The sequence below is a fragment of the Terriglobia bacterium genome, assembly GCA_020072565.1.
Lineage (GTDB): Bacteria > Acidobacteriota > UBA6911 > UBA6911 > UBA6911 > JAFNAG01.
In genome coordinates, this window is sequence record JAIQGI010000005.1 from 1 (window position 1) to 14355 (window position 14355).

At 61.1% G+C, this 14355-nt stretch carries 10 protein-coding genes; all 10 read left to right on the plus strand.

Annotation, left to right across the window (positions count from 1 at the left end; all coding sequences use genetic code 11):
- Positions 1 to 964, plus strand: a 964-nt coding sequence (locus tag LAP85_04085; GenBank protein ID MBZ5495558.1) for an ABC transporter permease, incomplete at its 5' end; no start/stop codon positions are given.
- A 435-nt stretch (positions 965 to 1399) separates the two neighbouring features.
- The gene (locus LAP85_04090; GenBank protein ID MBZ5495559.1) at positions 1400 to 1744 is read left to right on the plus strand and encodes a PadR family transcriptional regulator; all 345 of its coding nucleotides are present in this window, start codon (positions 1400 to 1402) and stop codon (positions 1742 to 1744) included.
- Positions 1737 to 4490 (plus strand): ADOP family duplicated permease, encoded by a 2754-nt coding sequence (locus LAP85_04095; protein ID MBZ5495560.1) that lies wholly within the window; start codon positions 1737 to 1739, stop codon positions 4488 to 4490. The genes LAP85_04090 and LAP85_04095 overlap by 8 nt, the downstream gene beginning before the upstream one ends.
- A 128-nt stretch (positions 4491 to 4618) precedes the next feature.
- Complete coding sequence (locus LAP85_04100; protein MBZ5495561.1) at positions 4619 to 4948, plus strand: PadR family transcriptional regulator; 330 nt, start codon at positions 4619 to 4621, stop codon at positions 4946 to 4948.
- A 12-nt stretch (positions 4949 to 4960) separates the two neighbouring features.
- The gene (locus tag LAP85_04105) at positions 4961 to 7690 is read left to right on the plus strand and encodes an ABC transporter permease (protein MBZ5495562.1); all 2730 of its coding nucleotides are present in this window, start codon (positions 4961 to 4963) and stop codon (positions 7688 to 7690) included.
- 119 nt (positions 7691 to 7809) lie between these two features.
- Positions 7810 to 10479 (plus strand): ABC transporter permease, encoded by a 2670-nt coding sequence (locus tag LAP85_04110; protein ID MBZ5495563.1) that lies wholly within the window; start codon positions 7810 to 7812, stop codon positions 10477 to 10479.
- Positions 10480 to 10623: 144 nt separating this feature from the next.
- On the plus strand, positions 10624 to 10983 hold the full coding sequence (locus LAP85_04115) for a PadR family transcriptional regulator (GenBank protein ID MBZ5495564.1): 360 nt from the start codon (positions 10624 to 10626) through the stop codon (positions 10981 to 10983).
- A 40-nt stretch (positions 10984 to 11023) separates the two neighbouring features.
- On the plus strand, positions 11024 to 11953 hold the full coding sequence (locus LAP85_04120) for an ABC transporter permease (protein MBZ5495565.1): 930 nt from the start codon (positions 11024 to 11026) through the stop codon (positions 11951 to 11953).
- 68 nt (positions 11954 to 12021) lie between these two features.
- A complete protein-coding gene (locus LAP85_04125) occupies positions 12022 to 13686 on the plus strand; it encodes an ABC transporter permease (GenBank protein MBZ5495566.1) in 1665 nt (554 codons plus the stop codon).
- Positions 13687 to 13995: 309 nt separating this feature from the next.
- Positions 13996 to 14352, plus strand: a complete 357-nt coding sequence (locus tag LAP85_04130; protein ID MBZ5495567.1) for a PadR family transcriptional regulator — start codon at positions 13996 to 13998, stop codon at positions 14350 to 14352.
- Positions 14353 to 14355: the final 3 nt, after the last annotated feature.

Below are 14355 nucleotides of genomic sequence, written 5' to 3' on the forward strand. Positions count from 1 at the left end.
CATGGCGTTTCAGCGCGACCTCGCGGAGCGCGTTCGGGCGCTGCCGGGTGTGCTCAATGCGGCCGTTACGTCCGCGGTGCCCTTCCGGGGCGGCGACTCCGTCCTCGTACTAAATGAGGTCGGCCGGCGTGAGGAGGTGATCGGAAACGGCCGCTTTGTGGACTCGCGCTATTTTTCTGTGATGCGCATTCCGCTCGTCCACGGCCGACTGATCTCGGAAACCGACACCGCCACGAGTGACAAGGTGGCGGTCGTGTCCGAATCGTTCGCCCGGCAGATGTTCCGCAACGGGGATCCGCTCGGCAGAAAGATCGAGTTTGACGGTCCGGTCGAGATCGTCGGTGTTGTGCGCGATGTGCGGTACGCCGCACTCGAACAGGATCCGCGTCCGGCCGTATACTTCGTCGCGGCGCAGTTTCCGCGGCCGGTCACGGGTTTGGTGGCACGATTGGCGCCGAACGCCGGCGATCTGCACGCGGCGGTCCGGAGCATCGTGCACGATCTCGATCCGGCGCTGCCGATCCTGCACATCGCCACTGTCGACGAGATTATCGGCGAAGCGATGGCGCATCGGCGGTTCTACACGTTTGCGACCGGCGCATTCGCGAGCGTCGCGCTCCTGTTGACAATTGTCGGCCTCGCGGTGATCGTCGCCAGGTACGCCGTGGAGCGGCGACGGGAACTGGCGGTTCGGGCCGCGCTGGGCGCGACACACTCGCACCTGGTTTGGCTGGTCGTACGCCAGGGTCTCGTTCCGGTGCTGACAGGCACCGCGGCGGGCTTGCTCGGCGCCTCTCTCACGGCCTCGCTGCTAAAACAATTCCTGTTCCAGGTCGCGCTGCGCGAGCCGGTGATCTATGCTGCAGCCGCTGGCGTGACCGTAGGCGTTGCGCTGATCGCGCTTCTTGTGCCCGCTCGGCGAGCGATGGCGTTTACGCCCGCTTCCAACCTGCGCGCCGAGTAAGGGATCCGCATATTTTTACCAAAATTCAGGCAATTCCGCGGGAAATGATGTCTCGCAACACACAGAGCTGCTCGCATCAGCCCAATGGTTGCCCTTCGGTTCGAGTGATTCCGCTCTGAGCTGGGGCCGTCAAAGGAGTATAGAGCATTGCGTTTGCGCGAGATTGTGGATAGTGCCAATGATTTTCCCCTTGACGATTGACAAGATATTCGAAATTCGATTTTTCACGAACGGCAGGAAAAGGCACACTCCAGTAACAGTCAAACATCGGCGGCCTCACTGGCAAAGCCGGTGGATCTCCCAACGGATTAGCTCACCCAGCTATGAGACTTGCCGTCCAGATGCGGGATTGACTGCTGCAAGGGAGCGACACCGTCTCTCGAGGCCATTTGTTCTTGACAGTTACATCCATGTCATTATATATCACTGCCATATATGTTACTCACACAGAGCAATCAGGAGCTTAAGAAGGGAAGCGCAGAGCTGCTGATCCTTTCCCTCATCGAAGTCCGGCCGAGACACGGTTATGACATCGCGCGCCTCATCGAGCAGCGGTCGGAGGGCACAATCCGGTTTCACGCCGCATCGCTCTATCCGCTCCTCTACCGTCTCGAGAAACGCGGCTGGATCATCGGCCGGTGGACCGAAAAGGCAGGTGAACGGCGCCGACGCCTTTATCGGCTGACTCCGGCCGGGCACAAGGCATTGGCCGCCCAGCGGAGCGGCTGGGAGGCGTTCGCGCGCGCCATCAACCGGATCGCGGGAGGAGAAAATGCCTGACTGGCGTCCGCACATCCGTGCGAGACTCGCTTCGTTGAACCTGCCGCCCGAGCGGGAGGCGGAAATCGTCGAGGAAGTGGCGCAACACCTGGATGATCGTTTCCGCGAGTTCTTTTCGGCCGGGAAAACTGCTTCCGAGGCTGAAGCTGCCGCGTGGCGTGAACTCGAAGCGCAGGACACGCTCCGCCGCGAAGTGGGTGCCGTAGAACGCAGCTCTCCGCCCGACCTGCCCCCACCCGGAGCGAGAAACCCCGCTTGGTGGCTGGAGTCGCTCATCCCGGATGTGCGGTACGCCTCGCGCACATTGCGTATGAATCCTGGATTTGCGATTGCCGTGCTTGTCACTTTGGCTCTGTCGATCGGTTCGACCACAGCCATTATCAGTGTTGGCAACTGGCTGCTGTGGCGCCCCATCCCCGGAGCGACGGCCCGCGGGATTGCGCAGGTCTATTTCGGCCGCTGGTATGAAGGCGGGAGCGTGAGTCCTTCAGGTGTTTCGTATGCAAACATCGCCGACATCCTGGGCCATTCCAAAACGCTGGCCGGAATTGCGGGGGTGCAGGAAGCCGATGCCAGCATCGCCATCCCTGGTGAGTTGCCCAGGATTGCCGGAGTCGCGTATGTGACGGCCGGTTTTTTCGATGTGCTGGGCGTGAGGTTTTCCGCGGGGCGTGGATTTTCCCCGGAAGAAGACCTCCCTCCTCAGGGCGCGGCGGTAGTTATCATAAGCGACGTCCTGGCGCGAAGAGCTTTCGGCCGGGTGAGCGACGCGATCGGCCGCCAGATCACGCTCAACAGCCGACACTTCACAGTCATCGGCGTGACGCTAGCCGGTTTCGCCGGAATCACCACCACCTCACAGGTAGAAGCATGGATCACCGGCGCTACCGTACCGTTTCTGTATCACCGGCCAGATGCCGGCCGGCCCGTGTCTCGGAGCAATGGAATCTTTTATTCTTTCGTTGCGCGAATGGCTTCTCCACATGGTATCCGCGAGGTCGAAGGCGAGTTGGGCGCGCTGGCGCACAGCCTCGCTGACAGGTATCCGAAGGAGAACTCGAAGTTCAGGACCGTCACGCCGCGTGTCTTTGCCGGTCTCGGGGCATATGTCCTGTCCCGGGACCGAGTGGGAAGAATCATCGCTATCCTCCTGGGTGTCGGTGGTGTTCTCCTGCTTCTCGGCTGCGCCAACGTCGCCAACCTTTTCCTGTTCCGGGCCGTTCGCCGGGAGCAGGAAGTGGCCGTTAGAAAGACCCTGGGTGCGGACAGGTTCCGGCTCGTTCAGCTGCAGCTTGTTGAATGCTGGTTGCTCGCTCTTTGCGGAGCCTTGCTGGGGATTATCTTCGCTCTGTTCTTGAAGGCAATGATTCAGGAGTTGTTGTTCCCTGCGGCTCCCGGGACCAGCGTCAGCATCCCGATCGATTGGCGAGTGCTGGGGATAACGTTCGGAGTGGCAATTGCAGCCGGGACGGCAGCAGGCGTGGTTCCGGCATGGTTTGTCGCTCGGGGTCGGCTCGCCGGACCGCTCGGCCGCTCGGGAATGAGGAGCAGTGCCCGGGCGCCACGGTTGCGCAGCGCCCTTTCGACGGTTCAACTCGCGCTCTCACTCGCTCTGTTGATCGGGGCCTTCATGCTCGTGTCAACGCTCAGGAATCTCCGCAATGTCGAGCTCGGATTTGAACCCAACAACGTCACGGTGCTGAATGTCGACCTGGCGGGTCATGGTTACGACAACAACCGGGCCTTAACCTATCACAGGGAACTGCAGGCAGCCCTCGAATCGGGCGGGTTTCAGAACGTGGCAATATCGCAACTTTACCCGTTTGGAGCGAGTACCATGCTGGAAATCGTGCCTCCCGACGGCGGGCCAAAAGGCATGATAGAGGTTGCATCCAACGGCGTCACGCACAGCTTCTTTCGCACTCTTGGCATCCCGCTCCTGCGCGGCCGTCCGTTCACGGAAACAGAGTGCTACACCTCCGGCGCCCGCCAGGGCGGACCGGCTATAGTCAATGAAACACTCGCGCGGCGCCTGTTTGGCACGATCGAAATTGTGGGCCGCACCATCCGCATTCCCGCATGGCTCGGAGGCCCCCAACGAGACCTCGTTGTGGTCGGAGTCTCCAGGGACTCCCGCTGGAGAGATTTGGCCGGCCAGGTCCATCCCTTCATATACTTGCCGCTCGGTCAATACGACTTCCCTGCCACGCGTGCCGCAGTGATGCTGTGCTCGATGCAGCCCGCATCCAAGGTAGCGGATGTGGTTCGTTCCGCCGCAGCGCGGATCGATCCTGCGGTTCCACTTTCCGGAGGCCAGCCGCTGGCGGCGGGCATCGACAGGGAACTGCGGGAGCAACGACTGTTTGCCTGGATGCTGAGCTTGCTCGGCGGCCTCGGCTTTGCGCTGGCCGGCGTGGGCCTCTACGGGCTCGTCTCCCACACGGTCGCGGAGCGATCTCGCGAGTTTGGAATCCGCCTTGCTCTGGGAGCGCGCCCGGTCGACATCGTTCACCTCGTCATTCGATATTCGCTCCTGATCACCGCAACAGGAACGGCATCAGGCATGGTGCTGGCCTTTTTCAGCAGCCGTATGATCAGGTCCATGCTCTTCGGGGTCACGAACGCGGAACCCTGGATCTATATCGCAGCCGCGGGCGCACTTGGATTCATCGTAGTCCTTGCCTGCACATTGCCTGCCCTCCGGGCAACCCGCGTCGAGCCCGTGGATGTCCTCAGGATGGAATGACGATTTTTCAGTCATGCGATGCGAGGTCAGGCAAAAGGCGGAGTCTTGGCAGTCCCGGCTCATTTTCCCCTTGACGATTGACAAGAGAAGCGCGATATTGCGCTTGTCAATAATTGAGGGGAAAGCAGATGGGCAAGCCTACAGATCTTGTACAAGGCACGCTGGACCTTCTGATTCTTAAAACGATCGCGCTCGAACCCATGCACGGTTGGGGGATTGCGCAGCGCATCCGGCTGGTCTCAAAGGATGTCCTGCAGGTAAACCAGGGAGCACTTTATCCTGCCTTGCACCGCCTGGAGCAACAGGGATGGATCGCGGCAAAGTGGGGCGCCTCTGAAAACAATCGCTGCGCCAAATATTACTCGGTGACGCCGGCAGGCCGCAAATATCTGAATCAGGAGCGTGCGAATTGGGACCGGCTGTCCACGGCTATCGACTTGGTTCTGGAAACGCCTTGAGGAACAGCCAAAATGCCGCGTTGGATATACAAATTGTTTCTCCGTCTCCGCTCGCTATTCCGAAGCAGCAAGGTCGAAAAGGAATTGCAGGAGGAGATCCGATTCCACCTGGAAAATCAGATCGCGGAACACATCGCCCTGGGAATGTCCCCACGTGAAGCTCGTTATGCGGCGCTGCGCGAACTCGGGGGCCTCGAGCAGCACAAAGAAGAGTGTCGCGATATGCGCGGGTTCCGATGGCTTGACGAGTTGCGGCAAGACCTGCGCTACAGCATTCGGACGCTAGCCAAAACCCGGGGATTTACCAGCGCGGCACTCCTGGTTCTGGCCCTGGGCATTGGAATTAACACGGCGATCTTCAGCATTGTCAATGTCGTCTTCTTCCTGCCTCTGCCGGTAAAATCTCCCGAAGAAGTGGTGTACCTGTACCAGATTCCCAGGAGCGACGCATCGCCCGTATCCATCTCGAATTGGGATTGCGAGTTTTTCAGGAAACCCAACGAGGCCTTCGTCGACGTTGCCTATCACAGGGGAGCCCCATTGAGGCTCGTTGCGGATGGTGAAAGCGAGGATGTCGCTGCCGAGATAATTTCCGCCAACTATTTTGATTTGTTGGGAGTCAAACCGATAATCGGCCGCACCTTCCTGCCTGAGGAGGATCAGCCGTCCTCTACACAGCGCGCGGCTGTCATAAGCCACGACTTATGGGAGCGCAGATTCAACTCAAATCCTGTGGTCATCGGCAAAAATATTCAGGTCAGCGGCAAAGACTACACCATTGTCGGTATCTCAAGGCCCGAGTTTAAGGGGGTTTCAGATCCCTGGACGCCGACTCAGCTTTGGATAACGCAGGCGCAGGCGGTCGCGGCTGGCGACTATTACAGAATGAATATTTACAACTGGCCCATAGCGCGCCTCCGGCCCGGCGTCACGCTCTCTCAGGCGGAGGCAATCCTTTCAACCATAGGAAAGCAGGCGCCATCCGTAGTCAAATATCGGGCAAATCCTCGCTACATTGTGCGCGCCTCAGAAGGCGTTCGTATGCCTTTCGATCCCAAGGGGAGTGTGGTTCCGGCCCGGTTGGCTACGGCGCTAATGGCAGTGACGGCGATGGTATTGCTGATCGCGGCCGCCAATATTGCGGGTATTCTCATGGCCCGGGGCATCAACCGTTCGGGCGAGATGGCGGTCCGGCTTGCTCTGGGGGCCGGCAAATTCCGCATCCTGCGCCAGCAATTGACCGAGAGTCTCCTGCTGTCCATGATCGGTGGCGCCTTGGGGCTGTTGGTTTCGCTTTCCCTTTTGAACATTTTCAGTAAGTGCACTCCTCCGCGATTTGTTCTGGAGGTCCCGCTCGATGTGCACGTTGTGCTGTTCACGGCGCTCGTCTGTATCTGTTCGGGCGTGATCGTCGGCTTGGCGCCTGCGCTCCAGGCTTCCAGAGTCAATGTGGTTGGCGCTCTTTCCGGAGGAGGCACAGCCGTGGGTAAGCAGGTGAAATCCCGCATGCGACCTTGGATCGTGATGCCTCAAGTCGCCTTGTCGCTTGTCTTGCTGCTCGTGGCCGGAGTTTATGTCCGAACCCTCATTGAAATTGAGTTGACCGATCTCGGTTACAGTATGGAGCGTGCGGTCGTACTCCGATTTATCATGCGGCAAGAATCGTCGAATGAAACCGCCCCGGACTCCAGCCGGATGCATGAAATGGAAACAAGCGCAGAAAAGAGCAGGGCCCTTTCTCGCCGCGTGCTCGAAAATATCCAGGGGATACCTGAAGCCGCGGCTGTCTGCCTGACCGATGGTTTGCTGCCGACATATCCGGATCCGGTACAGCCTTCCACTGTGGTTTCCCAAGAGGACTATCTGGCAGGCCGCACGCAAGGCGCGCTTAGCTACCATGTCTCTGTGTCGCCGGGCTATTTTCAGTCGCTCGGGATATCTCTGTCCATGGGACGCGACTTTGACGAGCACGACACGTTGACATCGACGCGTGTCGCCATCCTCAGTGAAGCGCTTGCGCGCAGGTTTTGGCCGAGAGGCAGTCCAAGAGGGAAGCGTCTGGCTTTTTATTCACCGGAAAATCCAGGGCAAAAGCTCGAATGGCTCGAAGTTGTTGGCGTCGTAAATGACGTAAAGCCGCTATTGCACGATCAAGGACAAAATCCTCATCTTTATGTGCCGCTGGGACAAAAATGGGATATGAGTGCTCATACCATCGTGGCCCGTGCTTATGGAAATCCTACCCCGTTGATGGATCGGCTGAAGAAAGCTGTTCTTGGAGCGGATCCAAAAGTGGAAATTGCCAGCGTGACGACCATGAGACAGATGACTGCGGAAATCCTCTATCCGCGTCGCATGGCTGCTGCGATCCTGGCATTCTCGGGATTGATCGGGCTGCTTCTGGCGAGCCTGGGAATCTACGGCGTCGTCTCCTACTCGGTGGCGCAACGCAATCGCGAAATCGGCATCCGGGCGGCGCTTGGAGCGCGGAAGAACGACATCATGAAACTGGTGATCGGAGAAGGGATAAAAGTCGCAATGTGGGGATCATTCCTGGGGCTCCTGTTGGCGATTGCGGCCATGCGCATCACCTCGCACTTCGTAGTTAAGCTCCCAAAGACAGATTGGATGACCATGATCGCAGTTCCCGCTTTTCTTGGCGCAGTCATCCTGCTTGCGTGTTATCTCCCAGCCCGCCGTGCCGCGCATGTGGATCCGATGGTTGCGTTGAAAGAGTTATGAGACTTCAGAAGAATAGGCAGATTTGAATGGCCGAACCTGAACCGAGAGCCGGCGGGCTGGGTCAGGCTCCCCATTGCTATTGACTTGGTGCTTATGAAACGCCTTGAGGAGTGACCAAAATGCCGCGATGGACATACACGTTGGTGGTTCGTCTACGCTCGTTATTCCGGGGCAGCAGAGTGGAGGCGGAACTCGACGAAGAGATTCGATTCCACCTGGAAAATCAGATCGAAGAAGAGATCCGTCAAGGAATGACCCCGCAGGAAGCTCGTTTCCGAGCCCTGCGTATGTTGGGAGGCGTTGAGCAGCACAAGGAAGAATGCCGCGACGCCCGCGGAGTTCGACTAATTCGCGACTTCCTTCAGGACGTGCGCTACAGCCTGCGCCAGCTGCGCCGTTCGCCCGGTTTTACGGCCGCTGCCTTGCTCACGCTCGCCCTTGGCATCGGAGCCAACACAGCCATTTTTCAGCTGCTGGATCGCATCGTCCTGCGGCCGCTTCCGGTGCGGGACCCCCAACAGCTCGTGCGGCTGCAGGGTTATCAAAACGCCCGCCAGCAGGGTTTCACCTATCCACTGCTGCGCGAAATGAGCGCCCGGCAGCACACTCTCCAGGGGATCTTCGCTTCGAGTCAATTCCGGATCAACGAGGCACGCATCGGCGGCCGATCGCTCACCATGCCGGAGGACGCCTGGGCCGTCACCGCTAACTACTTCCGTTTGCTTAGGACCGAGCCTCAGCTCGGCCGCTTTTTCGACGAAACCGATGATGAACCCGGCGCCACGCCGGTAGCCGTTATCAGTGACCGGCTCTGGCGCAGTGATTTCGCCGGTCAGGCGGATGCTGTCGGCCGATCGATCTCTTTGAATGGCCTCCCGATCACAATTATTGGTGTCGCCCGGCATGAGTTTTTCGGCGAACGCATCGGCACCGTCGCGGACCTTTGGGTGCCCATTCATCTCATCGCGCCGCTCTCTTCGCCGGCCTTTCTGCAGTCGAGCGTCGTCTGGCTTCACCCCATGGCGCGTCTAAAACCCGATGTCCCGCTCGCGCAGGCTCAGTCCGAGATTGCGCTGCTTTGGGTGCAACTCAAACAGTTCGGCATGCAGATCAAAGGCGCAGGCGAATACCGTCTGGAACTCAAACCAGCGCCCCAGGGTATCGGAGATCTGAATGCTCAGTTTTCCCGATCGCTTTGGCTGCTCATGGGCATCGTAGGAATTGTGGCGCTCATCGCCTGCAGCAACCTTGCCAACCTGTTCCTGGCACGCGGCACGGCGCGCGCCCAGGAAATGAGCGTGCGCCTGGCGCTCGGCGCCGGAAGGATTCGACTCATCCGCCAACTCATAACCGAGACACTTGTTCTGTCCGCGCTCGGAGGCGGAGCTGGGCTTGCGCTGGCGGCATTGGCCTCCAGCCAACTGGCAGCCCTTGCGTCAGCGGGTGAGAAATGGCAAATCTCGACCTTGCTCGACTGGCGCGTCGTCGGCTTCAACCTGGTCGCGACGCTAGCCTCCGCGGTTTTGTTCGGACTCGTCCCGGCTTTTACGGCGACCCGGGCCGAGCTGAGCGGGGCACTTCAGATGGGCAGCCGCACACTAAGCGCGAGCAAGTCACGCCGTGTTACGGCTAAGGCTTTCGTCGTCGCGCAAGTGGCGCTCTCGCTTGTCCTGACAGCCGGTGCAGCGCTCCTGGTCAGTTCCTTCTGGAAACTCACTCACCAGGATTTGGGCTTCCGCGCCAATGGCGTGCTGGTTGCCAATGTGGATGCGGATATGTCCGGTTTCAAGGACCTGCTTAACGCAAACAAACATCAGGCTATCGTGCAGCTCTTGAGTGAGGTCCCGGGAGTGCGCTCCGCTTCTTCGGCTGTCGCCGGTCCCCTCGGGACGGTAACCAATGATATCGCCATTGCATTGCCTGGGCGCTCATTTCCTTCAGGCGACATCAACGAAGTCCTGGTCGGCCCGGGCTATTTCGACGCCATGGGAATCCCGCTTATTGCAGGCAGGCCTATTACCGGCGTGGACCGTAAAGATGGGCCCAGGGTTGCCGTGCTCAGTGAATCAGCGGCCCGGCTTATGTTCGGCAAGCGGAATGCAGTCGGCTGCCTCTTTTCGGAGGGCAAGCAATTTGACGAAAAGAGGGCCGTTCAGGTGGTCGGTGTGGTTCATGATGTGCGTTACTCCTCCTTGCGCGCTCCCTTCGGCCCGCTGGTCTTCTACCCGGTCACTCAAAAATTCGTTTTCGGTAGTCCTACCTTCGTACTGCGAACTGAGGGTGATCCCCTGCGCTTCGCCGATGCGGTCCGCCAGGCAGTCCGTGAGGTTTCATCCGTCCTCCGCGTCTCCCAAATCCGCACGCTCGACTCGCTAATTGAAACGGGCGCCCGCCGCGAACGGCTCCTGGCCTGGCTCTCCGGCGCCTTCGGCGGTCTCGCCCTCATCCTTGCCGCCGTCGGGCTTTACGGCGTGGTCGCTTACGCTGTCGAACGCCGCACGCCTGAGATCGGAGTTCGCCTCGCCCTCGGCGCGCGGGCCTCACAGATACATGCGCTCCTTCTGAGCGAGATGATTATCCTGCTGGCCATCGGTCTCACGTTGGGCAGTGCCGCCACGTTCCTGTTCACGGCTCGGCTCGAACCGCTGCTGTTCGATGTCACACCGCAGAACCCTGCGACATTCGCCTTTGCCATGGTTGTGCTCGCGACGATCGCGCTCGTCGCCGGCTACATTCCTGCCCGCCGTGCCGCCCGCCTCGACCCCGTGAGCGCATTGCGTTCAGAATAGGGCGGAAGCGGCGCGCCCCGCCGAGGGACCGGAGAGAGTCAGCCAATTCCCAGCCACGCACGGATCGATAGCCCGTCCCCGCTGCCGATGGGGCATCAGAATTTCCATTTGACTTTCTAATGCAAGTAGCACTATTGTATTGGCGTGTCTAATGGAACGACTGACAAGATAGGTGTGCTGCAGGGGACTCTTGATCTGATGGTGCTCCAGACGATCGACGTCCTCGGGCCGTCCCACGGCTACGCGATTGCCACACGCATCGAGCAGGTTTCGAAGGGTGCCATCCAGCTCAACATGGGCACGCTCTATCCGGCGCTGATGCGGCTTGAGCAACGCGGTTTGCTTCGAGGCGCCTGGGGCATCAGCGACACGGGTCTGCGCGGCAGCCGCAAGGCACGCTTCTATAGCCTTACCGCGGCCGGCCGGCGGGCACTAGTCGCCGAGAAGCAGGCGTGGAGCCGAATGACGGGCATCATCCAGGCGTTAATAGATCAAGAGGGCTAATAGACAACGGATGTCCACGGTTGCAAGCGGGAGGGTGGCCATGGCGGGCACGATTCGCGAGTGGGTGCTCCGAATGTGGGCGACGTTGCGCCGCCGCCGCACGGACGCTGACCTCGAGGAGGAGTTGAAAGCGCATCTCGCTTTCGCGGCTGAAGACGCGCAGCACAGCGGCAAAGGGCCGAACGAGGCGGATCGTGCTGCGCGTCTGCGGGCCGGCGGCCTATCTCAGGCGTTGGACGCACTGCGCGATCAGCGCGGTCTGCCGTTTGTCGACGCGGCCCTGTCGGACCTGCGCTACGCGATGCGCGCGCTCATCAAGCGGCCGCTGCTGTCGGTCACGGCCATCGTCTCGATCGCGTGCAGCCTGGGACCCGCAACCGCCGTGCTCGGGATCGGGGAAGCGCTGTTCTTCAAGCCGCTCCCTGGTATCGCCCGGCAGGATCGGCTCGTCATCTACTTCTTCGGAACACGGGTCACGCGCGGTATCAACCCATTTGTTATTTCGTACGCCAGCGCAGAGGATCTGACGCGGAATGCGACCACTGTTGCGGCCATGGCAGGGTTTCAGCAGCTGCCGAGCTCCGCGCTGGCCGTCGCCGACGCCGAGCCACGGCTCACGCCTGGTGCAGCGGTCAGCGTCAACTACTTCGATGTTCTCGGGGTCCGGCTGCTTGCTGGACGAACGTTTCGCACCGAAGAGGATCGAACTCCCGGGGGCGAGCCCCTGGTCGTGCTCTCCGAACGTCGAGCGCGCGACTTTTTCGGCTCGGCCGAGGCCGCCGTCGGGCGGACCGTCTTGGTCAACAGTGTGCCGTTCACCGTCATCGGCGTAGCGCCCGGCTCGTTCGCGGGGACCGATGCTGAATCCCATGAGGACTTCTGGATCCCCGGGATGGCGTACGTGCGAGCGACGCAGTTCCCGCCGGAACTCTGGGCCCGCCGACCGTCGAGCAGACCACCGCCGAGCTGACCGGGCGGCTCCGGGCACTTGCTGCCATGGACCCGCGTCGGAAGGCCCGATTCCAGACTGTCGGTGCGATGCTTCAACCGGGATTTGCCGCGCCCGCAACGACACGGCCCGTCGCGCTGCGCGCCGTGCAACTCATGGCTGGCGTCGCAGCTCTCCTGGTGCTGCTCGGCGTGGCCAACGTCGCGAATCTGCTCCTCTTTCGCGGCGTCGCAGGCGCTCGAGACGTCGCCACCCGCAAAATTCTTGGCGCTTCGACGAGGCGCCTCGTACAACTCCGGCTGGTGGAGAGCCTGATGCTTGCGCTCGCCGGAGCCGTGGCGGGTGTGGGCGTCGCGCTCGCGTTGGGTGAGCTTTTCGCTGGATTTGCCGTTCCGGCGCTCGGCTCGATCAACGTGGTGATGGATTGGCGGGTGCTCACGGCCACAGCATGCCTGGCGATCCTCGTGGGCGCGGGCTTTGGCCTGGCCCCGGCGCTCCTGGCGGCGCGCAGCTCAATTCCGGGCACGCTGGGACGCGGCGCGCGAGCCGAGCTGCCGCGCGCGACGCGACTGCGGCACACGCTCGCGGCCTCGCAAATCGCGCTCTCGCTGGCGCTGCTCGTGGGCGCGCTGCTCTTCCTGTCCACCCTTCTCAATCTGCACGCGGTCGATCTGGGCTTCGATCCGTCCGGCGTGGTGATGGTTCCTTTGAACCTCAGAATGCACGGCTACTCGTCGGCGCGCGCGCTCGACTACGAACAGCGACTAGGCGACGCGCTGCGGCACGAGCCCGGCGTGCAATCGGTGGCGCTGGCGTCCGAGGCCCCGTTCTTCGGCCGCGCCATCGGCTTGGACGTGTACCTGCCCGGGGCCGACCCGAAGACCGCCACCGAAGTACCAGTGAACGCCGTCGACAGCGAATATTTCCGCACGCTGAACCTCCCGCTGGTGCGGGGCCGCGCGCTGAGCCACGATGAAGCCTTTGGCGCCACGCCAGACGCGCCGTCTGATGACGAGGCTGTCGTCCTCAGCGAGACGCTCGCGCGCGCGCTCTTCGGCTCGAGCGACGTCGTGGGCCGACGATTACTCATGCCGCGGTATCGGGCGGCGCCCTCCACGCTCCGTATCGTCGGCGTGGCGCGGCAAGCGCATTTTGGAGCGGTCGATAAGCCGCCGGATCCCGTGCTCTATGTGCCGCTGACGCATTTTCCCGCCGGCGAACCGTTTCTGCTCATGCGATCGACATTCACACCAGAGCGAGCCCGTCGGATCATTGCGAGGGTGGCGGCGGCGATCGATCCGGCCGTGCCCGTCGCTCCGGATCGGACGTTCGCCGCCATCATCGATCAGCGTCTCGGTCAGCAGCGGCTGTTTGCACGGCTGCTCGGCCTGCTCGCCTCGATTGCTTTTCTGCTTTCCGGCGTCGGCCTGCACGGACTGCTAGCGCAGACGGTGACCGAGCGGCGGCATGAATTCGGCATTCGGCTCGCGATCGGTGCCGACCCATCACAGATCATGCGATGCGTGCTGCGGCAGGCCGCCATTCTTGGGGCCACGGGTCTTGTCGCCGGTCTCGCGCTCGCCTGGATTCTCGGCCGTGTCGTCGAGAGTCGGCTCTTCGGCATCACAAGCCGTGACCCCGCGATTTACACCGCGGCCGCCTTCACGATGGTGCTCGTCATCGCAGTCGCGACATTCATCCCCGCTCGTGCCGCGACGCGCGTGAATCCCGTCGATATGTTGAAGCAGGAATAAGCGTCGGGCTTCACCCGAGGCAACCGACGGCGAAGCGCACTGTGCGAGTCACCATCCGACGTCCTCGCTCCGCCGAGTGCCGTTCCGATAGAGGCCGAGGCTGCCATCTCAACGCCAAATCGTCACGACCTCCCAGCCATGCGTGATTAATAGCCAGGACCGGGAGCGAAGATCGCGGCCCACCGGCTCTTGCGCTTGCTTCGCCGATATCAGCCTTTCCCGATCGCAATCACATGGTCCCTGGTCCTAACCCATGCAAACCATTTGAGGATGTTGACATTCTACATGGTATGGGTGTAGGCTGCCCACATGACCAAAACGACTCGTTATCAAAACCGAATCGAGTTGCTGCAAGGCACTCTCGATCTGCTGATTCTCCAGACGCTCCAATGGGGACCGCAGCACGGTTATGGAATCAGCCAGGCAATCCGCACAAATTCCGGCGAGGTCCTTCACGCCGACACAGGATCACTTTATCCAGCCTTGCACCGGCTTGAGCGCAAGGGGTGGGTTGCAGCCACCTGGAAGATCTCCGGCAACAAGCAGCGGACCAAAGTATATCGCCTGACGGCGTCCGGCAAGAGGCAGCTCGCTGACGAACATTCCCGTTGGGCGCAGTTCGTCGAAGCTATGCGACGCGCTATGACACCGGTCAAAGGAGTCTGAACT